21 protein-coding genes are annotated in these 23,215 nt (G+C 71.4%); 14 read left to right on the top strand and 7 right to left on the bottom strand.

Annotated elements, in window-relative coordinates; all coding sequences use genetic code 11:
- Positions 1–93 precede the first annotated feature (93 nt).
- Genes ACTWLT_RS29835 through tkt form a run of 5 tightly spaced genes read right to left on the bottom strand, consistent with a single transcriptional unit; the run spans position 94 to position 7,682 of the window.
- A complete protein-coding gene (locus ACTWLT_RS29835; protein ID WP_252420208.1) occupies positions 94–1,110 on the bottom strand; it encodes a glucose-6-phosphate dehydrogenase assembly protein OpcA in 1,017 nt (338 codons plus the stop codon).
- 39 nt (positions 1,111–1,149) lie between these two features.
- Positions 1,150–2,700: a glucose-6-phosphate dehydrogenase gene (zwf, locus tag ACTWLT_RS29830; protein ID WP_252420206.1), complete on the bottom strand. Its 1,551-nt coding sequence runs from the start codon at positions 2,698–2,700 to the stop codon at positions 1,150–1,152.
- Positions 2,701–2,702: 2 nt separating this feature from the next.
- Entirely contained in the window at positions 2,703–4,352 is a 1,650-nt protein-coding gene (locus ACTWLT_RS29825; protein WP_445321223.1) for a phosphoglucose isomerase-related protein, read from the bottom strand.
- Positions 4,349–5,527, bottom strand: coding sequence for a transaldolase (gene tal / locus ACTWLT_RS29820; RefSeq protein WP_252420202.1), 1,179 nt, complete (start codon positions 5,525–5,527; stop codon positions 4,349–4,351). Before tal ends, ACTWLT_RS29825 begins: the two co-directional genes overlap by 4 nt.
- A 16-nt stretch (positions 5,528–5,543) precedes the next feature.
- Positions 5,544–7,682 (bottom strand): transketolase, encoded by a 2,139-nt coding sequence (tkt, locus tag ACTWLT_RS29815; RefSeq protein ID WP_445321222.1) that lies wholly within the window; start codon positions 7,680–7,682, stop codon positions 5,544–5,546.
- Between the two features lie 264 nt (positions 7,683–7,946).
- Here tkt and ACTWLT_RS29810 point away from each other — a divergent pair, with 264 nt between their 5' ends.
- From ACTWLT_RS29810 to ACTWLT_RS29800, 3 genes are all read left to right on the top strand, one after another.
- A complete protein-coding gene (locus tag ACTWLT_RS29810) occupies positions 7,947–8,900 on the top strand; it encodes a heme o synthase (RefSeq protein WP_445321221.1) in 954 nt (317 codons plus the stop codon).
- A gap of 285 nt (positions 8,901–9,185) precedes the next feature.
- Positions 9,186–9,521, top strand: a complete 336-nt coding sequence (locus tag ACTWLT_RS29805; protein WP_252420196.1) for a hypothetical protein — start codon at positions 9,186–9,188, stop codon at positions 9,519–9,521.
- Between the two features lie 14 nt (positions 9,522–9,535).
- A complete protein-coding gene (locus tag ACTWLT_RS29800) occupies positions 9,536–10,456 on the top strand; it encodes an ATP-grasp domain-containing protein (RefSeq protein WP_445321220.1) in 921 nt (306 codons plus the stop codon).
- Positions 10,457–10,693: 237 nt separating this feature from the next.
- Here ACTWLT_RS29800 and ACTWLT_RS29795 read toward each other — a convergent pair whose 3' ends face one another.
- Positions 10,694–11,659 (bottom strand): COX15/CtaA family protein, encoded by a 966-nt coding sequence (locus tag ACTWLT_RS29795; RefSeq protein WP_445321219.1) that lies wholly within the window; start codon positions 11,657–11,659, stop codon positions 10,694–10,696.
- Between the two features lie 176 nt (positions 11,660–11,835).
- On the opposite strand from ACTWLT_RS29795, the gene ACTWLT_RS29790 reads away from it, so the two are divergent.
- From ACTWLT_RS29790 to ACTWLT_RS29745, 10 genes are all read left to right on the top strand, one after another.
- Positions 11,836–12,558: a helix-turn-helix transcriptional regulator gene (locus ACTWLT_RS29790; RefSeq protein WP_445321233.1), complete on the top strand. Its 723-nt coding sequence runs from the start codon at positions 11,836–11,838 to the stop codon at positions 12,556–12,558.
- Positions 12,555–13,985 (top strand): Fe-S cluster assembly protein SufB, encoded by a 1,431-nt coding sequence (gene sufB / locus ACTWLT_RS29785; RefSeq protein WP_074312771.1) that lies wholly within the window; start codon positions 12,555–12,557, stop codon positions 13,983–13,985. Before ACTWLT_RS29790 ends, sufB begins: the two co-directional genes overlap by 4 nt.
- A gap of 61 nt (positions 13,986–14,046) precedes the next feature.
- Positions 14,047–15,192 carry a Fe-S cluster assembly protein SufD gene (gene sufD / locus ACTWLT_RS29780; RefSeq protein ID WP_252420188.1) on the top strand — a complete coding sequence of 382 codons (1,146 nt, stop codon included), beginning with the start codon at positions 14,047–14,049 and terminating at the stop codon, positions 15,190–15,192.
- Entirely contained in the window at positions 15,192–15,518 is a 327-nt protein-coding gene (locus tag ACTWLT_RS29775) for a non-heme iron oxygenase ferredoxin subunit (protein WP_124771052.1), read from the top strand. The genes sufD and ACTWLT_RS29775 overlap by 1 nt, the downstream gene beginning before the upstream one ends.
- Positions 15,518–16,291, top strand: a complete 774-nt coding sequence (gene sufC / locus ACTWLT_RS29770; protein WP_203177985.1) for a Fe-S cluster assembly ATPase SufC — start codon at positions 15,518–15,520, stop codon at positions 16,289–16,291. Before ACTWLT_RS29775 ends, sufC begins: the two co-directional genes overlap by 1 nt.
- A 20-nt stretch (positions 16,292–16,311) precedes the next feature.
- A complete protein-coding gene (locus tag ACTWLT_RS29765; protein WP_445321218.1) occupies positions 16,312–17,646 on the top strand; it encodes a cysteine desulfurase in 1,335 nt (444 codons plus the stop codon).
- Positions 17,646–18,122, top strand: a complete 477-nt coding sequence (gene sufU, locus ACTWLT_RS29760) for a Fe-S cluster assembly sulfur transfer protein SufU (RefSeq protein WP_445321217.1) — start codon at positions 17,646–17,648, stop codon at positions 18,120–18,122. Before ACTWLT_RS29765 ends, sufU begins: the two co-directional genes overlap by 1 nt.
- The gene (locus tag ACTWLT_RS29755) at positions 18,119–18,580 is read left to right on the top strand and encodes a metal-sulfur cluster assembly factor (RefSeq protein WP_252420182.1); all 462 of its coding nucleotides are present in this window, start codon (positions 18,119–18,121) and stop codon (positions 18,578–18,580) included. Before sufU ends, ACTWLT_RS29755 begins: the two co-directional genes overlap by 4 nt.
- A gap of 265 nt (positions 18,581–18,845) precedes the next feature.
- A complete protein-coding gene (locus ACTWLT_RS29750; protein WP_445321216.1) occupies positions 18,846–19,469 on the top strand; it encodes a LysE family transporter in 624 nt (207 codons plus the stop codon).
- 159 nt (positions 19,470–19,628) lie between these two features.
- Complete coding sequence (locus ACTWLT_RS29745; RefSeq protein WP_445321215.1) at positions 19,629–20,303, top strand: acVLRF1 family peptidyl-tRNA hydrolase; 675 nt, start codon at positions 19,629–19,631, stop codon at positions 20,301–20,303.
- Positions 20,304–20,406: 103 nt separating this feature from the next.
- Here the strand turns inward: ACTWLT_RS29745 and ypfJ are convergent, their stop codons facing one another.
- Positions 20,407–21,330 (bottom strand): KPN_02809 family neutral zinc metallopeptidase, encoded by a 924-nt coding sequence (gene ypfJ / locus ACTWLT_RS29740; RefSeq protein ID WP_445321214.1) that lies wholly within the window; start codon positions 21,328–21,330, stop codon positions 20,407–20,409.
- Between the two features lie 263 nt (positions 21,331–21,593).
- Here ypfJ and ACTWLT_RS29735 point away from each other — a divergent pair, with 263 nt between their 5' ends.
- Entirely contained in the window at positions 21,594–23,198 is a 1,605-nt protein-coding gene (locus ACTWLT_RS29735) for an ABC-F family ATP-binding cassette domain-containing protein (protein WP_252420253.1), read from the top strand.
- Positions 23,199–23,215 lie beyond the last annotated feature (17 nt).

Genomic DNA, 23,215 nt, shown 5'->3' with positions numbered 1-23,215 from the left:
CGGAGGTGGCGGGGCAGGGTGCCCCGGAGGTGCCGGGGCAGGGCCGGGATCACCCCGGCCCCGCCCGATGTGGTGCGCCGGCCGTCGCCGGGCTCAGCTCTCGCCGCTCGTGCCGGAGTGCGCGGTGACCCCGGCCTCGGCGCGCTGGGCGGTGGCCGGATCCTTCCAGACGTGCACCCGCTGCGGGGAACGCTGCTCCAGCCCGCGCAGGCCGGCGGTGGCGCCCAGGGCCTCCGCGTACACCTGGTCGGCGTCGAGGCGGCGCAGTTCCTCGGCCAGTTCGTCACCGAGCGGTCGACGGACCAGCGGCAGGGCACGGTCGTCCTGGCCGGTCCGCCGGAACACCGCCATGCTGTCCTCGCGGGTCAACGTCAGCTGGTCGCCGTTGGCGCAGCTCAGCTGCACCTCACGCATCCGCGGGAACTCGTTGGTGTCCACCCGACGGGGGGTGATGCCGAGCCTGCTGGCCAACCAGCCGACCATCAGCGCCGCCGTCGGGTCGCTGGGCGGCGCGACAACGGTCGCCTCGGTGACCCGCGCCTCGGTGGTGTCGAACGCCCCGGCGACGAGGGTCCGCCACGGGGTGATCCGGGTCCACGCGAGGTCGGTGTCGCCCGGGGCGTAGTCCCGGGCCCGCTGCCGCAGCGCCTCCACCGGGTCGGTGGCCTGCGCCGTGTCGGTGATCCGCCGGTCGGCGACCACCCCGAGGAAGTCGGTGGCGATCTCGGCCGGTGGCTCGCCGTGCCACCAGGTGACCACCGGCACGTCCGGAACCAGCAGCGGCATCACGACCGACTCGGCGTGCAGGGCCAGCCGCCCGTACATCCGGGTGACCACCGCCTCGCACGGGCCGAGCCGGCCACCGACCACGATCTCCGCGTCCAGCCGGTTGCGGTCCCGCTCGATCTCGGAGCGGACCACCACCACCAGCCGGCACGGGTGGGCGGCGGCCGCGATGGTCGCCGCCGCCTCCGCCTCGCGGACCCGTTTCTCGTCCACCACGACGATGAGGGTGAGCGCCATGCCGCTGGCCACCCCGCCGGCGCTCCGCCGCTCGGCGGCGAGCGCCTTGACCACCTCACTTCCGGTGGTGTCCCACAGCCCGATCACTGGAGCCTCCTGGTTCGCTCGCTCACGCCGCCACCCCGGTCACGCGCGCCGCCACGCGCGGCCCTCGCGGGCCAGCATCTCGTCGGCCGCCCGCGGCCCCCACTCGCCGGCGCGGTACGGCTCCGGCCGGGTGCCCACCCAGGCGTGCTCCAGCGGGTCGATCACCTGCCAGCTCTGCTCGACCTCCGCCGCGTCCGGGAACAGGGTGCGGTCGCCGATCAGCACGTCCAGCACCAGTCGCTCGTACGCCTCGGGGCTGGACTCGGTGAACGCCTCGCCGTACTGGAAGTCCATGGCGATGTCGCGGACCTCCATCGTGGTGCCCGGCACCTTCGAGCCGAACTTCAGCACCACGCCCTCGTCCGGCTGCACCCGGATGACCAACTGGTTGTTGCCCAGCGACTCCATGTCGGCGTCGTTGAACGGCAGGTGGGGCGCCTTCTTGAACATGATGGCCACCTCGGTGACCCGCCGGGGGAGGCGCTTGCCGGCCCGGATGTAGAACGGCACCCCGGCCCAGCGGCGGTTCTGGATGCCCAGCCGCACCGCCACGTACGTCTCCGTCGTGGAGTCGGCGGGAACACCCTGCTCCTCCAGATAGCCGACGGCACGTTCACCGCCGACCCAGCCGGGCAGGTACTGGCCGCGGACGGTGTCGCGGACCACGTCCTTGGGCAGGGTGATCGCCTTGAGTACCTTCAACTTCTCGGTGCGGATCTCGTCGGCGTCGAAGCTGGTCGGCTCCTCCATCGCCACCAGCGCCAAAAGCTGGAGCAGGTGGTTCTGGAGCACGTCGCGGGCGGTGCCGACGGTGTCGTAGAAGCCGGCCCGGCTGCCGATGCCGACGTCCTCGGCCATGGTGATCTGCACCGAGTCGACGTACTTGGAGTTCCACAGCGGCTCGAACAGGTTGTTGGCGAACCGCAGGGCGAGGATGTTCTGAACCGTCTCCTTGCCCAGGTAGTGGTCGATCCGGAAGACGTCCTGCCGGGTGAAGACGTCGTCGACGAGGTCGTTGAGCGCCTTCGCCGAGGGCAGGTCGTTACCGAACGGCTTCTCCACCACCACGCGGCGCCAGCCGCCGGACTTCTCGTTGTCGGCCATCCCGGTGCGGGCGAGCTGCTTGAGCACGACGGGGAACGCGGCCGGGGGGATGGAGAAGTAGAACGCCGCGTTGCCGGCGATGCCGTGGCTCTGCCGCAGCTCGTCCAGTGTCGTGGCGAGTTGGTCGAACGCGTCGTCGTCGTCGAACGACCCGCCGACGAACTTGATGTTGCCGGCCAGCCGTGCCCAGACCTCGTCCCGCCACGGGGTACGGGCGTGCTTGCGGGCCGCCTCGCACGCCAGCGTCTCGAAGTCGCCGTCACCCCAGTCGCGCCGGGCGAAGCCGAGGACCACGAAACCGGGCGGCAGCAGCCCCCGGTTGGCCAGGTCGTACACCGCGGGTAGCAGCTTCTTGCGGGCCAGGTCGCCGGTCACCCCGAAGATCACCAGAGCACACGGCTCGGGGATCCGTGGCAACCGGCGGTCCTGGGGGTCGCGCAGCGGGTTCACGCCGCCTCCTCGCTCCGCTTGTGTCACGTCGTCCATCCTCACGCCCGTAGCTCACCGGCCGCGTCGAGCAGTTGGGCGACGCCGGCGGCCCGGTCGGTCAGGTGCAGCCGCAGCAGCGGACGCTCCCGGCCGGCGAGGGCCTGCCGGTCGCCGGCGGCCTGCGCCGCCTGCAACTCGCCGAAGGTGTACGGCTTGCCCGGCACCGGCAGGTCCTCGGCGACCGCGCCGGTCACCTGGAGGAAGCTGCCGACCTGCGGGCCGCCCTTGTGGTACTGGCCGGTGGAGTGCAGGAACCGCGGCCCCCAGCCGAACGTGACCGGGCGGCCGGACGCGCCGGCCAGCAGCGGCCGCAGCCGGGCCGCGTCGGCGTCGGCGAACCGGTCGAGGTACGCCATCACCGCGAGGTAGCCGTCGTCGCCCAGCCCGTCGAGCAGCCAGCGCAGCACGCCGGCCAGGTCACCGGGGGCGCCCTTCGGCGCGTACACCTCGATCGCGCCCTCGGTGAACGACGGCGCCTCCGCCGGCAGGCCCGAGGCCAGGATCTTGTTGGTGTTCTCCTTGGACTCGGTGACGTTCGGCTGGTTGAACGGGTCGATGCCGAGCACCACGCCGGCCACCGCGGTGGCGTACTCCCAGGCCAGGAACTGCGCCCCGAGCGGGCCGTTGACCGCCACGTCCGGGTCGGTGCCGCCGCCCGGCACGTCGCCGGTGGCCAGCGCGCCGCCGTAGGTGACGCTCAGCACGTCCGGCCCGGTGGCGCCGGGGCTCTGCGGGGACTCCACCACGACGGGCAGGATGCCCACCCCGGCCTTGCCGGTCGACTCGGCGATGAGCTGCTCCGCCCAGTCGCCGAACCCGTCGATACCGGTGCCGTCGGAGATCAGCGCGACCTTGTCCCGGGCCAGCGTGGCGGCCGCACCCAGCGCGGCGCCCAGCGCCAGCGCCGGATTGTCCCGGTCGTTGCCGAGCGACGCGGCCAGCGCGTCGGCCTGGTCGATCAGTTCGGCCACGTCCACGCCGGCCAACGCGGAGGGCACCAGCCCGAACGCGGTCAGCGCCGAGTACCGGCCGCCCACGTTCGGGTCGGCCAGCACGGTGAACGCGCCCATCTCGGTGGCGGTGTTCTGCAACGGCGAACCGGGGTCGGTGACGATGACGAAGTGCCGGCCGGCCTCCGCCTCGGTCATCCCGGCGTCCAGGAACGCCTGCCAGTACGCGCGCCGGTGGCTGTCGGTCTCCACCGTCGAGCCGGACTTGCTGGCCACCACCACGACGGTGCGCTCCAGCCGGTCACCGAGCGCGGCCCGGACCTGGCCCGGGTCGGTGGTGTCCAGCACGGTCAGCGGTCGGCCCAGGGTCCGGGTGATCACCTCGGGGGCCAGCGAGGAGCCGCCCATCCCGGCGAGCACCACGTGGTCCAGGTCGGCCAGCTCCGCCTTCAGTTCGGCGAGCTGGACCAGCAGCTCCCGGCTGCGCTGGTGGGTGTCCATCCAGCCGAGCCGGACCTTCGCCTCGGCCTCGGCGTCCGGACCCCACAGGCTCGGGTCCTTCGCGGCCAGCCTGCCGGGCACCTCGGCCCGGACCAGTGCGTCCCGGGTCGAGGCGGGCGCCGACTTGTCGACCGCGTCCGCGCCGTGGACCGCGAGCCCGGCGGCGGCCTCCGCCGCCCCGGCGAGAAGATCGCTCATGCGTTACCACCGGCCTTCTCGGCGGCCTTGGCGTTGCCCGTGGCGGCCTTGTTCGGCGCACCCTTGCCCTTCGCCGCGGCCTCCAGCGACTTGCGGACGCCGTCGAGCAGTTCCTGCCAGCTGGTCTCGAACTTCTCCACGCCCTCGCGCTCCAGCGTGGCGATCACGTCGGACATGTCCACCCCGACCGTCTCCAGGTCGGTGAAGACCGTGCGGGCCGCGTCGTAGGAGCCGGTGATGGTGTCGGCGCGCGTCTCGCCGTGGTCGGCGTACGCGTGGATGACCGCCTCCGGCATCGTGTTGACCGTGCCGGGGGCGATCAGCTCCTCGACGTAGATGACGTCCCGGTAGTCCGGGTTCTTCGTCGAGGTGGACGCCCACAGCGGTCGCTGCGGGTGCGCGCCGGCGTCGGCGAGCGCCTGCCACCGGTCGGAGGAGAACACCTCGCAGTAGCGCTCGTACGCGAGCTGCGCGTTGGCGACGGCGGCCTTGCCCCTCAGCGCCTTGGCCTGCTCGGAGCCGATCTTCTCCAGCCTCTTGTCGACCTCGGAGTCGACCCGGGAGACGAAGAACGACGCCACCGAGCCGATGGTGGACAGGTCGTGCCCGTTCGCCTTGGCCTGCTCCAGGCCGGCCAGGAACGCCTCCATCACCGCCGAGTAGCGGTCCAGCCCGAAGATCAGCGTGACGTTGACGCTGATGCCCTCGGCCAGGGTGGCGGTGATCGCCGGCAGGCCGGCCTCGGTGGCCGGGATCTTGATGAAGAGGTTGGGCCGGTCAACCAGCCACCACAGCGCCTTGGCCTCGGCGACCGTCCGGTCGCTCTCGTGGGCCAGCCGCGGGTCCACCTCGATGGAGACCCGACCGTCGACACCCGCGCTGGCGTCGTACGACGGGCGCATCACGTCGCAGGCCCACCGCACGTCGTACGTGGTGAGCATGCGCACCGCCTCTTCGACGTCCACGCCACGCATGGCGAGGTCGCGAAGCTGCCAGTTGTACTCGTCGGCGTCGCTCAGCGCCTTCGCGAAGATCGTCGGGTTGGTGGTCACGCCGGCCACGTGCTTCTCGCGGCGGAGCTGGTCCAGCCCGCCGGAGCTCAGTCGTACCCGGGAAAGATCGTCGAGCCAGACCGCCACGCCTGCGGCGGTGAGCTCACTCAGCCTGTCCGTCATGCCGTCCACGCTCCCCTCAGTTGCCGGTCGTGAAACCGGTGATGTCGCCCACCCGGGCCAGCGAGGCGTGTGCCGCCGCCACGACCCGGTCGGCGGTGAACCCGAACTGCTCGAAGAGCACGGTGTGCGGGGCGCTCGCCCCGTAGTGCTCCAGGCTGACGCTCTCGCCCAGGTCGCCGACCACGCCGCGCCAGGACATCGCGATGCCCGCCTCCACGCTCACCCGTGCCTTTACCCCGCGCGGCAGCACCGACTCCCGGTACGCCTCGTCCTGCTCGTAGAACCACTCCTGGCAGGGCATGGACACGACCCGGGTCGGGGTGCCGTCGGCCTCCAGCCGCTCCCGGGCGGTCAGGCACAGCTGCACCTCGGAGCCGGTGCCGATGATGATCACCTGCGGCTTGCCGTTGGACGCCTCAGCCAGCACGTAGCCACCGTTGGCCACACCCTCCGCGCTGCCCAGGACGTCGCGGTCCAAGGTCGGCAGCGGCTGCCGGCTCAACGCCAGCGCGGTCGGCCGGTCGGTGTGCTCCAGCGCCAGCCGCCAGGCCCAGGCGGTCTCGTTGGCGTCGGCCGGGCGCACCACGTCCAGGCCGGGGATGGCGCGCAGCGCGGTCAGGTGCTCCACCGGCTGGTGGGTCGGCCCGTCCTCGCCGAGGCCGATCGAGTCGTGCGTCCAGACGTAGGTCACCGGCAGCTTCATCAGGGCGGCCAGCCGCACCGAGGGACGCATATAGTCGCTGAACACCAGGAAGGTGCCGCCGTACGGGCGGGTGCCGCCGTGCAGGGCGATGCCGTTGAGGATCGCGCCCATGGCGTGCTCACGGATGCCGAAGTGCAGCGTGCGGCCGTACTCGTGGCCGGGGAAGTCCTTGGTGGCGTGCGCGGCCGGGATGAACGACGGCTCGCCCTTCATGGTGGTGTTGTTGCTCTCCGCGAGGTCGGCCGAGCCGCCCCACAGCTCCGGCAGCACCGGCGCGAGGGCCTCGAGCACCTTGCCGGACGCGGCCCGGGTGGCCACGCCCTTCGCGTCGGCGGGGAAGACCGGCAGCGCGTCGGCCCACCCGTCGGGCAGCACGCGGCCAGCCATCCGCTCGTAGAGCGCCGTGCGCTCCGGGTTGGCCTTCTTCCAGGCGTCGAACGCGGTGGTCCACTCCTCCTGGGCGGCGGAGCCGCGGCCCATCACCTTCCGGGCGTGGGCGAGCACCTCCTCGTCGACGTCGAAGGTCTTGTCCGGGTCGAAGCCGAGGATCTGCTTGGTGGCCTTCACCTCGTCGGCGCCGAGCGCCGAGCCGTGGATCTTGCCGGTGTTCTGCTTGTTGGGCGCGGGCCAGCCGATGATGGTGCGCAGCGCGATGAAGGAGGGACGGTCGGTCTCCGCCTTGGCGGCCAGCAGCGCCGCGTGCAGGGCCTCCGCGTCCTCGTGGTAGTCGCCCTGGTCGGCGTCGCCGAGACGCCAGTCGACGGTCTGCACGTGCCATCCGTACGCCTCGTATCGGGCGGCCACGTCCTCGCTCTTGGCGATCCGGGTGTCGTCCTCGATCGAGATCTCGTTGTCGTCGTAGATCACCGTGAGGTTGCCCAGCTGCTGGTGCCCGGCGAGGGCGCTCGCCTCGTGGCTGATGCCCTCCTCGACGTCGCCGTCGGAGACGATGCACCAGATGTCGTGGTCGAACACCGACGCGCCCGGCTCGGCCTCCGGGTCGAACAGGCCACGCTCACGGCGGGCCGCCATGGCCATGCCGACCGCGTTGCCCAGGCCCTGCCCGAGCGGGCCGGTCGTGGTCTCCACGCCCGGGGTGTGCCCGTGCTCGGGGTGACCCGGCGTGAGCGAGCCCCACTGCCGCAGCGACTGCAGGTCGGACAGGCTCATCGGGTAGCCGGACAGGAACAGCTGGATGTAGAGCGTCAGGCTGGAGTGCCCGGCGGACAGCACGAACCGGTCCCGGCCGGGCCAGTTCGGGTCGGCGGGGTTGTGCCGCATGACCCGGTTGAAGAGGAGGTAGGCCGCGGGCGCCAGGCTCATCGCGGTGCCCGGGTGGCCGTTGCCGGATTTCTCGACGGCATCCATGGCCAGCACGCGGACGGTATCGACAGCCCGGCGGTCGAGGTCGGACCAGTTGAGTGCGGAGTGCTCGGGTCGGTTGGCAGCCACGATGGTTGTGCTCCTCGGCAGATGGGCGGAACCCTCACTGGTGACCCTATCGAGCGTGCCTAAACGTCCGCCCGGGGATCAGTGCATGGTGTGCGGTACGTGGCAACCGGCCGCGTCGTTCAACCCTGTGGTGTGACGGCCCGCACCGTTGTCGGGTCGGCCGGGCAGCCAAAACGACAACGCGTAGTGTGTGGGTCGGTGTGCGGCCCCCGAGCGGGCGCGGCCGATCGATCTCCCCGTGGCGATGCCGGAAGGTGGCAATCCGTGAGCATGATCACCGAGCGCCCCGCGAGCAACCCTGCCGGGCAGCCCCCGGCGCGGGCGGTCGAGGCCCCGGTGGCCCGCCGGGACGTTCGCGCGGTGCTCTCGGCGTACGTGGCGCTCACCAAGCCGCGGATCGTGGAGCTGCTCCTGGTCACCACCGTCCCGGCGATGATGCTCGCCGACGGGGGTCTGCCGTCGCTGTGGCTGATGGCCGTGGTCCTGATCGGCGGCTCGCTCGCCGCCGGCGCGGCCAGCGTGCTCAACTGCTACATCGACCGGGACATCGACCAGTTGATGCGGCGTACCAAGCGTCGCCCGCTTCCGGCGCACACCGTGTCGCCGCGCAACGCGCTGGTCTTCGGTCTGGTGCTCGCGGCGGTCTCGGTCGCCCTGATGGCGGCGTTCACCAACCTGCTGGCCGCCGGGCTGACGCTCGCCGCGATCGCCTACTACGACCTCGTCTACACGCTGTGGCTCAAGCGCTCCACGCCCACGAACACCTTCTGGGGTGGGGCCTGTGGGGCCGCCCCGGTGCTGATCGGGTGGGCGGCGGTGACCGGCTCGCTGGCGCCGGCCGCCTGGGGGCTGTTCGCGGTGGTCTTCTTCTGGCAGATGCCGCACTTCTACCCCCTCGCCATGAAGTACAAGGACGACTACGCCCGAGCCGGCATCCCGATGCTGCCGGTGGTTGCCTCCACCCGCCGGGTCAACGCCGAGATCCTGATCTTCGCCTGGCTCACCGTGCTCACCTCCCTGGCCGTCTGGCCGCTGGGGCTCAGCGCGATCTACGGCGTGCCGACCCTGGTGGTGGGCGCGATCTTCCTGGTCGAGGCGCACCGGCTCTGCCGGCGGGCGACACGTGGCGAGGCGGTCAAGCCGATGCGGCTGTTCCACTGGTCGACGACGTACCTGACGATCGTCTTCGTGGCCGTCGCGATCGACGCGCTGATCTGACGCGCGTCGCGTCGCCTGCTCCACCCCTGGCGGTGGAAGCCGCTTAATCACGATCATGGATGAGTTGTCCGGGTTTAACGTCACATCAGGGTAACTTTCGGCATGAGTCGGATCGGCTCAACCTGCGGTCCTTGAGCCCTGGTTTGCCGACGTGTTTTGGGGTGGAAAGTCCGGATATAACCGGACAGGTAGTCTGTGGTCTTCCTTAAACCTGTAGGTAATTGGCATCACAAAAGGTTCATGGTTCTCGCCCGCCTGAGTGGAACTCTGCTTAGGCTTCGCGTCATGGCAGATGGTTCCGATACGACGCTGACGGCCGAGCAGACCGCCGGCGACCAGGCGCCCAACGGTCTGGTCGCGGGCCTCAAGTCGTTCGCCTCCGGGCACGGCGGGGCGAAGGCGGTCATCGAGTACGTCGGCAAGCGTGGCGCGCGAATCGTCCTCGTGGGTTCCGACGGTGAGTGGGGCGACCAGTTCGCCGAGGACACCGTCACCGCGCGCGAGGCGTGCGCCAAGGCGGGAGTCACCGTCGAGAACGCCTGGGAGCGTGAACTGATGGACCAGATGCGCCCGAGCAACGACCTCTGGCGGTCGATGGCCCGGCGCACGATGGCCCGCTGAGATAGACACCTGAATTGACCGACCACCACCAGTCGACCCGGGGGGAACCCCGGGTCGCTCTCGTGACCTGTGCCGAACTGGCCGACCTCGACCCGGACGACCGGCTGGTCCTCACCCCACTGGCCGCCCGGGGGATCGCCGCCGAGGCGGCCGTCTGGGACGACCCCGGCGTCGACTGGTCCTCGTACGACCTGGTCGTGCTCCGCTCGCCGTGGGACTACGCGCTGCGCCGCGACGAGTTCGTCGCCTGGGCAGCCACCGTCCCGGCGCTGGTGAATCCGGCCGACGTGGTGCGCTGGAACACCGACAAGCGCTACCTCGCCGAGCTGAGCGCCGCCGGCGTGCCCACCGTGCCGACGTTCTGGATCGAGCCGGGGGAGAGCTGGCGTTCACCGGCCGACAGCGGCGAGTACGTGGTCAAGCCAGCGGTCAGCGCGGGCAGCCAGGACACCGGCCGGTACGACCTGGCCGACCCGGAGCACCGGGAACTGGCGGGCGCGCACGTGCGGCGGCTGTCCGACGCCGGTCGGGTGACCATGGTCCAGCCGTACCTGACCGCCGTCGACACCGAGGGCGAGACGGCCCTGCTCTTCCTGGCCGGCCCCGACGGGCTCACGTTCAGCCACGCGATCCGCAAGGGCCCGATGCTGACCGGCCCGGATCTCGGCCTGGACGGGCTCTACAAGGGCGAGGAGATCACCGCCCGCACCGCGACCCCGACGCAGCTGGCGGTGGCGGAGCGGACCCTTGCGGTGGTGCCGGGCGGCACGAATCAGCTCCTCTACTCCCGGGTCGACCTCATCCCCGGCCCGGACGGCGCTCCGGTCCTGGTCGAGCTGGAGCTGACCGAGCCCTCGCTCTTCGTCGGTCACGCCGAGGGCGCACCGGACCGCGTCGCCGACGCCGTCGCCATCCACCTGGCCCGCCGAGGCTGACCCGACCCAGGCGTCCGCCGCCCCCACGGTCTCGGGTCGGACGGACGGACCCGCCGGCGGTGGTCAACCCCCCTTTGCTCTGCTTCAACCGACGCAACACCCGGCGTCCGATTTCCGGACGGTGGGTGTTGCGGTCGTTGAAGCAGAGCAAAGCGTGCGGATGGTGGGGGCTTCGGCCGGCGAGATCACGCGGCGGGCGGCGGCCGAGGTCTCGCTGGGCGGCGGCCTTGTGCGGCGTCAGGCGGTGGCTGGGACGGCTTCGGCCTCGGCGGGCGTGCCGGCCTGGGGTGCGGGGGTGAGCGGGTGGCGTTCGCGGGTGGACCACTGCACCGCGAGGGCGGCCAGCAGCACCAGGCAGGAGCCGAGCATGTGCGCGCCGACCAGGATCGCCGGCACGTGGGTGAAGTACTGCACGAAGCCGATCAGGCCCTGACCCAGCTCCACGACGAGCAGGACGACCGCGGCCCGGGTGGCGCGTCGTGCGCCGACCGCGCGGAACGCGAAGATCAGCGCCACCGAGAGGCCGAGGAGCAGGAAAACGCTGTCGGCGTGCACCTGGGAGATCGACTCCGGGTCCAGACCGTTGCGGGCGGCGCCCTGGTCGCCCGCGTGGGGGCCGCTGCCGGTCACCCAGGTGCCGACGACCAGCACCGCCACGGCGACGCCGGTCGTGACCCGGGTCAGCGTGCGCAGCGGCGCCGGCACCACGGCCACCGTCGGGCCGTCGGGCTCGCCGATCCGCCGCCACAGGGCGTACGCGGCGGCGATCACCGCCATCGAGGCGAGGAAGTGCAGCCCGACCACCCACGGGTTGAGGTTGGTGAGCACGGTGATGCCACCGATCACCGCCTGGGCGGGAATGCCCAGGAAGACCGCGACGGCCAGGGCCAGCAGCCCGGGCCTGCGGGGGCGGTGCGCCAGCACGGCGAGCACCGTCGCCAGCGCGATCAGCCCCACGGCGAAGGTGAGCATGCGGTTGCCGAACTCGACCGCCCCGTGCAGGCCCATCTCCGATGTCGCGACGTACGACGCGTCGGTGCACCGGGGCCAGGTGGGGCAGCCGAGGCCCGAGGCGGTCAACCGGACGGCCCCGCCGGTGACGACGATGCCCACGTTCGCGATGATCGAAGCGAGCGCGAGGCGGCGCAGCAGGGTGCCGGAGACCGGACGGACGTATCGGTTCACGGCGCAAATCCTACGCACCGTAGTGATCGAGGTTCGTCCGACTCCGCCGGGTCGGTGGTTCGGATCACCGGGACCCGGGTTTGCGACCCTCCGAGTAATTACGTAACGTTGGCGTTGTGAAAAACACGGCGGCGCTCTCGGGGCAGCAGCCGACGGCCGCTCCGGCCGTCGGTGTGTCCGCGTCCGCGCCCGTCGTGACCACGCCGACCGCGCTCGGCGGCGCCGCGGCGACCGAGGTCCCCACCCGGGACCGGGTCACCCAGCTGCTGCTGGAGCGGGGTGCCACCACCGCCGCGCAGCTCGGTTCGGCGCTCGGGCTCAGCCCCGCGGCGATCCGGCGGCACCTGGACGCGATGCTCGCCGAGGGTGACGTGTTCGCCCGCGAGCAGACGGTGCAGGGCAGCCGTGGTCGGGGACGTCCGGCCAAGGTGTTCCTGCTGACCGAGGCGGCCCGGGTCCGCTGTGGCACGCACCACTACGACAACATGGCCACCGCCGCGCTGCGCTGGATCGCCCGCAGCGGCGGCTCCGACGCGGTCGAGGCGTTCGCCACCGAGCAGGTGTCCGCCCTGGAGTCCCGCTGTCGGGCCGCCATGGAGGACGCCGGCGACGACCCCCTGGCGCGGGCGGAGGCACTCGCCGACGCGCTCACCGCCGAGGGTTACGCTGCCAACGCGACCACGATCGCCTCCGGCGGCCAGCTCTGCCAGCACCACTGCCCGGTGGCGCACGTGGCCGCCGAGTTTCCCCAGCTGTGCGAGGCCGAGACCGCGGTGATCTCCCGTCTGGTCGGCACCCACGTGCAGCGCCTGGCCACCATCGCGCACGGCGACGGGGTGTGCACCACGCACATTCCGGCCCAGCCGGCACGCGCCCAGTCCGGTAATCCCGTCACCACTGTGAGGACAGATAGATGACCGAGCAGATCGTCCAGCCCCTCACCCAGGAAGAGCAGCTCGCCGCCCTGGGTCGCTACGAGTACGGCTGGTCCGACCCGGACGCCGCCGGGGCGGTCGCCCAGCGCGGCATCAACGAGGCGGTGGTGCGGGACATCTCGGCCAAGAAGAACGAGCCGGCCTGGATGCTCGACCTGCGCCTGAAGGGCCTGCGGCTGTTCGGTCGCAAGCCGATGCCGGCCTGGGGCGCGGACCTCACCGGGATCGACTTCGACAACATCAAGTACTTCGTGCGGTCCACCGAGAAGCAGGCCACCAGCTGGGAGGACCTGCCCGAGGACATCAAGAACACCTACGACCGGCTGGGCATCCCGGAGGCGGAGAAGCAGCGGCTGGTCGCCGGCGTCGCGGCGCAGTACGAGTCGGAGGTCGTCTACCACAAGATCCGTGAGGACCTTGAGGAGCAGGGTGTCCTCTTCCTCGACACCGACACCGCGCTGCGCGAGCACGAGGACGTCTTCAAGGAGTACTTCGGCACGGTGATCCCGGTCGGCGACAACAAGTTCGCCGCGCTGAACACCTCCGTGTGGTCCGGTGGCTCGTTCATCTACGTGCCGAAGGGCGTGCACGTGGAGATCCCGCTCCAGGCCTACTTCCGGATCAACACCGAGAACATGGGCCAGTTCGAGCGGACGCTGATCATCGTCGACGAGGGTGCGTACGTGCACTACGTCGAGGGCTGCACCGCGCCGCTCTACTCCTCCGACTCGCTGCACAGCGCGGTCGTGGAGATCATCGTCAAGAAGAACGCGCGCTGCCGCTACACGACCATCCAGAACTGGTCGAACAACGTCTACAACCTGGTCACCAAGCGCGCCGTCTGCCACGAGGGCGCGACCATGGAGTGGGTCGACGGCAACATCGGCTCCAAGGTGACCATGAAGTACCCGGCGGTCTACATGACCGGCGAGCACGCCAAGGGCGAGGTGCTCTCGGTGGCGATGGCCGGCGAGGGCCAGCACCAGGACGCCGGCGCCAAGATGGTGCACGCCGCGCCGCACACCTCCTCGACCATCGTCTCCAAGTCGATCGCCCGGGGCGGCGGCCGCACCTCGTACCGCGGTCTGGTGCAGGTGCTGGAGGGTTCGCACCACAGCCGGAGCACGGTCAAGTGTGACGCGCTGCTGGTCGACACCATCTCCCGCTCGGACACCTACCCGTACGTCGACATCCGTGAGGACGACGTGTCGATGGGGCACGAGGCGACCGTCTCCAAGATCAGTGACGACCAGCTCTTCTACCTGATGAGCCGGGGCCTGAGCGAGGACGAGGCGATGGCCATGATCGTGCGTGGCTTCATCGAGCCGATCGCCAAGGAACTCCCGATGGAGTACGCCCTGGAGCTGAACCGGCTCATCGAGCTCCAGATGGAGGGCGCGGTCGGCTGACGCCGCCCGCCCCGCCGACCCCGCACCAGACACCGTCGTTGCAGAACAGACCAAGGAAGACATGACTACCCAGGCTTCCGCGCCGCCGCCCAGCACCAAGTCGCAGGCGCTGCGCTCGTACGACGTCGCCGACTTCCCGGCCCTCACCGGCCTGGAGGAGGAGTGGCGTTTCACCCCGCTGAAGCGGCTGCGCGGCCTCGCCGGTGAGCCGCAGGCCGCCACCGGCACGGTCCGGCACGAGTACGGCGACCTGCCCGAGGGCGTGGCCGTGGAGCGGATCAGCACCGACGACCCGCGGGTGGGCAGCGTGCTCACCCCGGTCGACCGGGTCAGCGCGCTCGCGTACGGCGGTGCCGACCACGCGCTGCTGTTCTCGGTGGCCAGCGACGTCGTGGTGGGTGCGCCGGTGACCGTGCGGGTGGTCGGTGACGGCGCCGAGGGTCTGGCCTTCGGGCACACCTTCGTCGAGGTGGGCCGGTTCGCCGAGGTCACCCTGGTGCTGGAGCACGTCGGCTCGGCGACCCTGGCCGACAACGTCGAGGTCTCGGTGGCCGACGGGGCGAAGCTGACCCTGGTCACCGTGGCGGACTGGGCCGACGACGCGGTGCAGGCGCAGCACCTGAAGATCAAGCTGGGTCGGGACGCCCGGGTGGTGCACGTCCAGGTCAGCCTCGGCGGTGACCTGGTCCGGCAGTTCACCTCGGTGGAGTACACCGGCCGGGGCGGCGAGGCCGAGCTGTACGGCGTCTACTTCGCCGACTCCGGCCAGCACCTGGAGCACCGGCAGTTGGTCGACCACAACGTTCCGGACTGCCGCAGCTACGTCGGCTACCGGGGCGCGCTGCAGGGCGAGGACGCGCACACCGTCTGGGTGGGCGACGTGCTGATCCAGGCCGAGGCGACCGGCACCGACACGTACGAGATCAACCGGAACCTGCTGCTCACCGACGGCGCGCGGGCTGACTCCGTACCCAATCTGGAGATCGAGACCGGCGAGATCGCCGGCGCCGGCCACGCCAGCGCGACCGGCCGCTTCGACGACGAGCAGCTGTTCTACCTGATGGCCCGGGGCATCCCGGAGAGCGAGGCCCGCCGCCTGGTGGTCCGCGGTTTCTTCGCCGAGCTGATCAACAAGATCCCGGTGGAGCCGCTGCGCGAGCGCCTGGGCGACGCGATCGAGGCCCGGCTGGCCAAGGCGGGCGCCTGATGATCAGGATCTGCTCCACCGAGGACGTGCCGAAGGGGACCGCGATCAGCGCGGACGTCGACGGCACACCGATCGCGCTGGTGCACGGCGAGGACGGCGAGTTCTACGCCGCCTACGACGAGTGCTCGCACGCCTCGGTCGCCCTCTCCGAGGGTGAGGTCGACGGCTGCACGCTCGAGTGCTGGCTGCACGGCTCGCGCTTCGACCTGCGCACCGGGGAGCCCACCGGGCTGCCGGCCACCGAACCCGTACCCGTCTACCCCGTCGAAGTCCGCGACGGCGACATCTACCTCAGCCTGACGCCGAGTAATGGAGTGACCCGATAATGAGCACCCTGGAGATCCGCGACCTGAAGGTGTCGGTCAAGCTGCCCGAGGGTGAGCTCAAGCCGATCCTGGCCGGTGTCGACCTGACCGTCCGCTCCGGTGAGACCCACGCGATCATGGGCCCGAACGGCTCCGGCAAGTCGACCCTGGCGTACTCGATCGCCGGTCACCCCAAGTACGAGATCACCGGCGGCTCCGTCACCCTCGACGGCGAGGACGTGCTCGCCATGACCGTCGACGAGCGGGCCCGCGCCGGCCTCTTCCTGGCCATGCAGTACCCGGTCGAGGTGCCCGGCGTCTCGGTGGCGAACTTCCTGCGCACCGCGAAGACCGCCATCGACGGCGAGGCGCCGAAGCTGCGCACCTGGGGCGGCGAGCTGCGCGGCGCCATGGAGCGCCTCCAGATGGACCCGGCGTTCGCCCAGCGCAACGTCAACGAGGGCTTCTCCGGTGGTGAGAAGAAGCGCCACGAGATCGTCCAGCTGGAGCTGCTCAAGCCGAAGATCGCCATCCTCGACGAGACCGACTCCGGCCTCGACGTGGACGCCCTGCGGGTGGTCAGCGAGGGCGTCAACCGGGTCCGCGACACCGGCGACACCGGCGTGCTGCTGATCACCCACTACACGCGGATCCTGCGCTACATCAAGCCGGACTTCGTGCACGTCTTCGTGGCCGGTCGCATCGTGGAGCAGGGCGGCCCGGAACTGGCCGACAAGCTCGAGGCCGAGGGCTACGAGCGGTACGCCGCCGGGGCCGGCACGGCCAAGGCCTGAGCGGGAGAGGCGCTGCCGAGATGACCAGCATCGCGATCCCGACGGGGATGCCGCAGTACGACGACGTGCCGCGTTTCGACGTGGCCCGGGTGCGCGCCGACTTCCCGATCCTCGACCGGGAGATCAACGGGCACCCGCTGGTCTACCTTGACAGCGCCAACACCTCGCACAAACCGCGCGCGGTGCTCGACGTGCTCAACGAGCACTACGCGCGGCACAACGCCAACGTGTCGCGCTCGGTGCACACCCTGGGCACCGAGGCCACCGAGGCGTACGAGGGCGCGCGGGCCAAGATCGCCGCGTTCATCAACGCGCCGAGCCCCGACGAGGTGGTGTTCACCAAGAACTCCACCGAGGCGATCAACCTCGTGGCGTACGCGTTCTCCAACGCCTCGCTGCGCCCCGACGCCTCTGTGCTGGCTGCTCCGTCTCGCGAGACGGACGAGCGCTTCCGTCTGGGCCCCGGCGACGAGGTGGTGATCTCCGAGATGGAGCACCACTCGAACATCGTCCCCTGGCAGTTGCTCTGCGAGCGGACCGGCGCGACCCTGCGCTGGTTCCCGGTCACCGACGGCGGACGGCTCGACGAGTCCGGCCTGGACGACCTGGTCACCGAGCGGACGAAGATCGTCTCGCTGGTGCACATGTCGAACATCCTCGGCACGATCAACGCCACCTCCCGGATCACCGCGCGGGTCCGTGAGGTGGGCGCGCTGCTGCTGCTGGACTGCTCGCAGTCGGTGCCGCACCTGCCCATCGACGTGGTCGACCTCGACGCCGACTACATCGTCTTCACCGGGCACAAGATGTGCGGCCCGACCGGCATCGGTGTGCTCTGGGGCCGGGGTGAGCTGCTGGCGGCGATGCCGCCGGTGTTCGGTGGCGGCTCGATGATCGAGACGGTCACCATGGCCCGGTCGACGTTCGCCGCGCCGCCGGCCCGGTTCGAGGCGGGCACCCCGCCGATCGCCGAGGCGGTCGCGCTCGGCGCCGCGGTGGACTACCTCACCGGGATCGGGATGCCGGCCATCCAGTGGCACGAGAAGGAGCTGACGGCGTACGCGCTGGACGCCCTCGGCTCGGTGCGCGACCTGCGGATCTTCGGCCCGACCGTGCCGGTGGGCCGGGGCGGCACCATCTCGTTCGCGCTGGGTGACGTGCACCCGCACGACGTGGGTCAGGTGCTCGACTCGCTCGGCGTGCAGGTGCGGGTGGGCCACCACTGTGCCAAGCCGGTGTGCACCCGGTTCGGCGTCCCGGCCACGACCCGGGCCTCGTTCTACCTCTACACCACCACCGAGGAGATCGACGCTCTGGTGGCCGGTCTGGAGCAGGTGCGGAAGGTGTTCGACTGATGCGACTCGACCAGCTCTACCAGGAGATCATCCTGGACCACTACAAGCACCCGCACGGGCGTGGCCTGCGCGACGCCGACGACTCGGGCGACCAGGTCGCGGAGGCGCACCACGTCAACCCGACCTGCGGCGACGAGGTCACCGTCCGGGTGGCCACCGACGGCGCCGTGCTGCACGACATCTCGTACGACGGGATGGGCTGCTCGATCAGCCAGGCCTCGGCGAGCGTGCTGCACGAGTTGCTGCGCGGTCGGGGCACGGGTGAGGCGTTCGCGGTGCACGAGGCGTTCGTCGAGTTGATGTCCGGCCGTGGCCAGGTCACGCCGGATGAGGACGTACTCGGTGACGGGGTGGCTTTCGCGGGCGTTGCCCGCTACCCCGCCCGGGTCAAGTGCGCGCTGCTGCCGTGGATGGCGTTCAAGGACGCCGCGGCACGCGCCGGGGTGGGCGTGAGCCCGGAGGAGGTGAAGGCATGAGCGAGAACACCGCTACCGAAGCGACGCCGGAGGCCGGTGACGCCACCGCGACGCCGCAGACCGACGCCGTGACGACCGACGGTGCCGCCACGCAGGGTGCCGGCGACGCCGCCGCCCCGGCGGCCGGCGTCAGCAAGGCCGTCATCGCCGAGATCGAGGAGGCGATGAAGGACGTCGTCGACCCCGAGCTCGGCATCAACGTGGTCGACCTGGGCCTGGTGTACGGGGTGCACGTCGACGACGAGAACGTCGCGACCCTGGACATGACGCTCACCTCGGCGGCCTGCCCGTTGACCGACGTGATCGAGGACCAGGCCCGGCAGGCGCTGACCACCGGCCCCGGTGGCGGCCTGGTCAACGACATCCGCATCAACTGGGTCTGGCTGCCGCCGTGGGGCCCGGACAAGATCACCGATGAGGGTCGGGACCAGCTCCGTTCCCTCGGCTTCAACGTCTGAGCCGACCCCGGTCGGCGGCATCGAGCGCGGTACTCCTCCGGGGTGCCGCGCTCGACGCTTTCCGCGCAGCCGCGTCCCGATGACCCGCTGCGGCGGCGGGCGACCGTGGTGGTGCGACGGAAATGCGGTGGCGGGGAACGGGCCGGGTCACGCAGCATGAGCGGATGATCGAGGCGTACCGGATGCAGCTTCCTGTCGGCGCGGCCATCGTCGCGCGTCGACAGCGCACGCTTCCGCGTCGCGCCTCGGCCCGGCAGCGACGACCGTGACCGGGGCGTTCCTCGCCGGCCTCGTCGCCGGCTACGGCGTGGCCATTCCGGTCGGGGCGATCGCGGTGCTCATCCTGGGGCTCAGTGCCCGTACCTCGTTCCGGGTCGGCGCGGCCGGCGCGCTCGGCGTCGCGACCGCCGACGGCCTGTACGCGGCTGTCGCCGCCGTGGCGGGTGCCGCTGTCGCCGGCGTGGTCGAACCGGTGGCCGGTCCACTGCGGATGGCGGCCGCCGCGGTGCTGCTCGCGCTCGCCGCGCACACCGCGTGGCGCGCCCTGCGGCCCGCGCCGGTGACCGATGCCCGGCGCCGTCGCGGCCTGGACACCCCGTTGCGCGCCTTCGCCGGCATTCTGGCGCTCACACTGCTCAACCCGGCGACGGTGGTCTATTTCGCCGCGCTGGTGCTCGGCCGGGGCGACGCCGCCGACCCGGGTGGGGCGGCGGCCGCGCTGTTCGTGCTCGGCGCCTTCGTGGCCTCGGCGAGCTGGCAACTGCTCATCGCCGGCGGCGGCACCCTGGTCGGCCGCATCCTCACCGGCCCCGGTGGCCGAAAGGCCACCGCCCTCACCTCCAGCGCCATCATCGCCACCCTGGCCCTAACAGTCCTCCTCCACACCTAACCCCGGCCCCCACCCCACCCCACCCACCCACCCACCCCGGTGATCATGAAGTTAGCGTCCTCGATGCCGGCGTGTCGTGACGCCAACTCATGATCACCGCGAGTCGGCGGGGACCGTGCCGGGGTGGGGGTGGGTGGGGTGGTGCCGTAGGTTCGGGGGATGTCGAGTCGACCTGCTGCCGGTGGTGGCCGCTGGGTGGAGGTCGATCCGGCCCGGCTCGGTCGCTGGGTTGACGGCTTCGCCGAACGGCACGGTCCGCCCAGCGTGGCAACCCGGGGGTACGGTCTGTTGCTCGCCGCCCCCGACGGTGCCACCGCTGAGCTGCACGCCCCGCCCGGTGCCGCCGGCACTCCCGGCGCGGTGGCGGACGGGGGGCTGGCCGACTTTCTCGCCGCTGCCGCCGCGCCGCGGCGGATCGGCCTGCTGCTGGCCCGCAAGAGCGCGGTGGCGATGGGTGTGGCGGCGGGGGAGGACCTCGTGGTCTCCAAGGTGGACAGCCGCTACGTGCAGGGCCGTACGGCCGCGGGCGGCTGGTCCCAGCACCGTTTCGCCCGTCGGCGGGACAACCAGGCGAAGGCCGCCCTCGGCGAGGCGGTCGAGTTGGCGGTACGGCTGCTGCTGCCGGAGGCCGGCACGCTCGACGCCGTGGTCGCCGGCGGTGACCGACGCACGGTGGACGGCATCCTCGCCGACCGGCGCCTGGCCCCGCTCGCGGCGCTGCGGGCCGAGAGGCTGCTCGACGTTCCCGAGCCCCGGCACGCCGTGCTGGTCGCCGCCGTGGCCGCTGCCCGGGCGGTCCGCGTCCTGGTCCGCGATCCCGCCCCGGCTGACTGACGCGGGCACACCGGGGCGCGGCCGTCGCGTCGCCTGATCATGCGAAGGGCGCCCCGACGGTCGGTACCGGCCGTCGAGGCGCCCGGTCGGCGCGGTGGGATCGTCAGAGCTGGTCGGTGCCGAAGGTGTCGCAGGCCCGCGGGTCGCCGCGGTCGTAGCCCTGCTGGAACCAGCGCTGCCGCTGCGCGGAGGTGCCGTGGGTGAACTGGTCGGGGTTGACCTGCCCGCCGGAGCGCTCCTGGATGCTGTCGTCGCCGATCGCCTCGGCGGCCTGCACAGCCTCGCTGATGTCGGTCGGGGTGATGGACTTGAACAGCGGCTCCTGGCCGGTCTCGTCCCTGCTCTCGGTGGCGTGCCTGGCCCAGGCTCCGGCGTAGCAGTCGGCCTGCAACTCCAACCGGACCGAGGCGGAGCGGGGGCCGCTCTGGTCGCCCTGGCCGGCCCGCTCGTTGGTGCCGAGCAGGTTCTGGATGTGGTGGCCGTACTCGTGGGCGAGCACGTACGGCGCGGCGAACTCGCCCTTGGCGCCGAACCGGGAGGCGAGCTCGTTGTAGAAGCTCAGGTCGATGTACACCTGCTTGTCGGCCGGGCAGTAGAAGGGGCCGACTCCGGAGTCGGCCTGGCCGCAGCCGGTGTTCACGGCGGCCTGGAAGAAGTTGGTGTCCGTCGGCTCGTACTTCCCCTTGCCCAGCTCCGGGTACGCCTTCTCCCAGTAGCCCTGGATGCTGTTGACGTAGAGCAGGTTGCGGCAGCGCACGTCCTCGAAGCGCTGGGCGTTGTCCCGCGAGCACAGCTGCTCCAGGTCGGTGCCGCCCGCCTGCCCGCCGCCGTCCTCGCCGTTGGTCATCGCGTTCAGGCCGAAACCACCGCCGAGGAGCGCGACCAGCACGGCCACCACGATGCCGATCAGCCCGCCGCGACCACCGCCGCCGGGCAGTGGAATGCCGAGGCCACCGCCCCCTCCGCCGCCCCGGCCCTGGTCGTTGACCTGGGAGGTGTCGAGTTCGGCCCGCTCGTTGAGTTCCATGCTGACCCCGATCGCCGTATGCCGGTGATTGTCGTTTTGATGTCGTTCTGTCACTGAAATGCCGGACGGGGTCCGGACAGCGGTTCCGGTACCCGATGATCTTGGTTGGTAATCCGGACGGGGCGTCCAGCGGCGCCCGGTACACTTGTCGGGTGCTGCGCTGCGAAGGCTGAACCGCCCCGCGCCGCCGGGCCACCAGAGCCCGCCGGCCGTTTCGCGTGCCCCGAGTCAGCCTTCCACTCCCCGAGAGCGAGCCCGAAGAAATGATCACCGCCACCGGCCTGGAACTCCGTGCCGGCTCCCGGATCCTGCTGTCCGACACCACCCTGCGCGTGCAGCCCGGTGACCGGATCGGCCTCGTCGGCCGCAACGGTGCCGGCAAGACCACCACGCTGAAGGTGCTGGCCGGCGAGGGGCAGCCGTACGCCGGGCAGATCGACCAGCGCAGCGCCATCGGCTACCTGCCGCAGGACCCGCGCACCGGCGACCTCGAGGTGACCGGCCGCGACCGGGTGCTCTCCGCACGCGGCCTGGACGTGCTGATGGCCCAGATGCAGGAACTCGAGGCCCGGCTCGCCGAGGACACCGACGAGAAGCTGGTCCGCCGTTACGGCGCGCTGGAGGACCAGTTCGCCGCCCTGGGCGGGTACGCCGCCGAGGCCGAGGCCGCCCGGATCTGCGCCAACCTCGGCCTGCCGGACCGCGCGCTCGCGCAGACCATCGGCACCCTCTCCGGCGGTCAACGCCGGCGCATCGAGCTGGCCCGGATCCTGTTCCGCGACGCCGGCGAGAACGGCGGCGGCATCCTGCTGCTCGACGAGCCGACCAACCACCTCGACGCCGACTCGATCACCTGGCTGCGCGGCTTCCTCGCCAACCACAAGGGCGGCCTGATCGTCATCTCCCACGACGGCGCGCTGCTGGAGTCGGTGGTCAACAAGGTCTGGTTCCTCGACGCCACCCGGTCCGTGGTCGACGTGTACAACCTGGGCTGGAAGGCGTACCTGGAGGCACGGGAGACCGACGAGCGGCGTCGCCGCCGGGAGCGGGCCAACGCGGAGAAGAAGGCCGGCGCCCTGATGGCGCAGGCCGACAAGATGCGCGCGAAGGCCACCAAGACCGTCGCCGCGCAGAACATGGCCCGTCGTGCGGAGAAGCTGATCTCGGGTCTGGAGGAGGTGCGGGTCGCCGACCGGGTGGCCAAGGTGCGCTTCCCCAACCCCGCGCCGTGCGGCAAGACCCCGCTCACCGCGACCGGCCTGTCCAAGTCGTACGGCTCGCTGGAGATCTTCACCGACGTCAACGTGGCGGTGGACCGCGGCTCCCGGGTGGCCATCCTCGGGCTCAACGGCGCCGGCAAGACCACGCTGCTGCGGATGCTCGGCGGGTTGCTCACGCCGGACACCGGCGAGGTGCACGCCGGGCACGGGCTGCGGCTGGGCTACTACGCCCAGGAGCACGAGACGCTGGACGTGGAACGGACGGTGCTGGAGAACATGCGCGCCGCCGCCGTCGAGCAGTCCGACACCGACCTGCGCAAGATCCTCGGAGCGTTCCTCTTCTCCGGCGACGACGTGAACAAGCCGGCGGGGGTGCTCTCCGGCGGTGAGAAGACCCGGCTGGCCCTGTCGACCCTGGTCTGCTCCGGTGCCAACGTGCTGCTGCTGGACGAGCCGACGAACAACCTCGACCCGGTCAGCCGGGAGCAGGTGCTCGACGCGATCGCCAACTACCCGGGTGCGATCGTGCTGGTCACCCACGACCCGGGTGCGGTGTTGGCGCTCAAGCCGGACCGCGCCATCCTGCTGCCCGACGGCGACGAGGACGCCTGGAGCGACGACCTGCTGGAGCTGGTCGAACTGGCCTGACCGGGGCCGGTTCGGGC

This window comes from Micromonospora yongxingensis (genome assembly GCF_052601155.1).
This window is presented reverse-complemented; position numbering and strand designations above follow the sequence as displayed.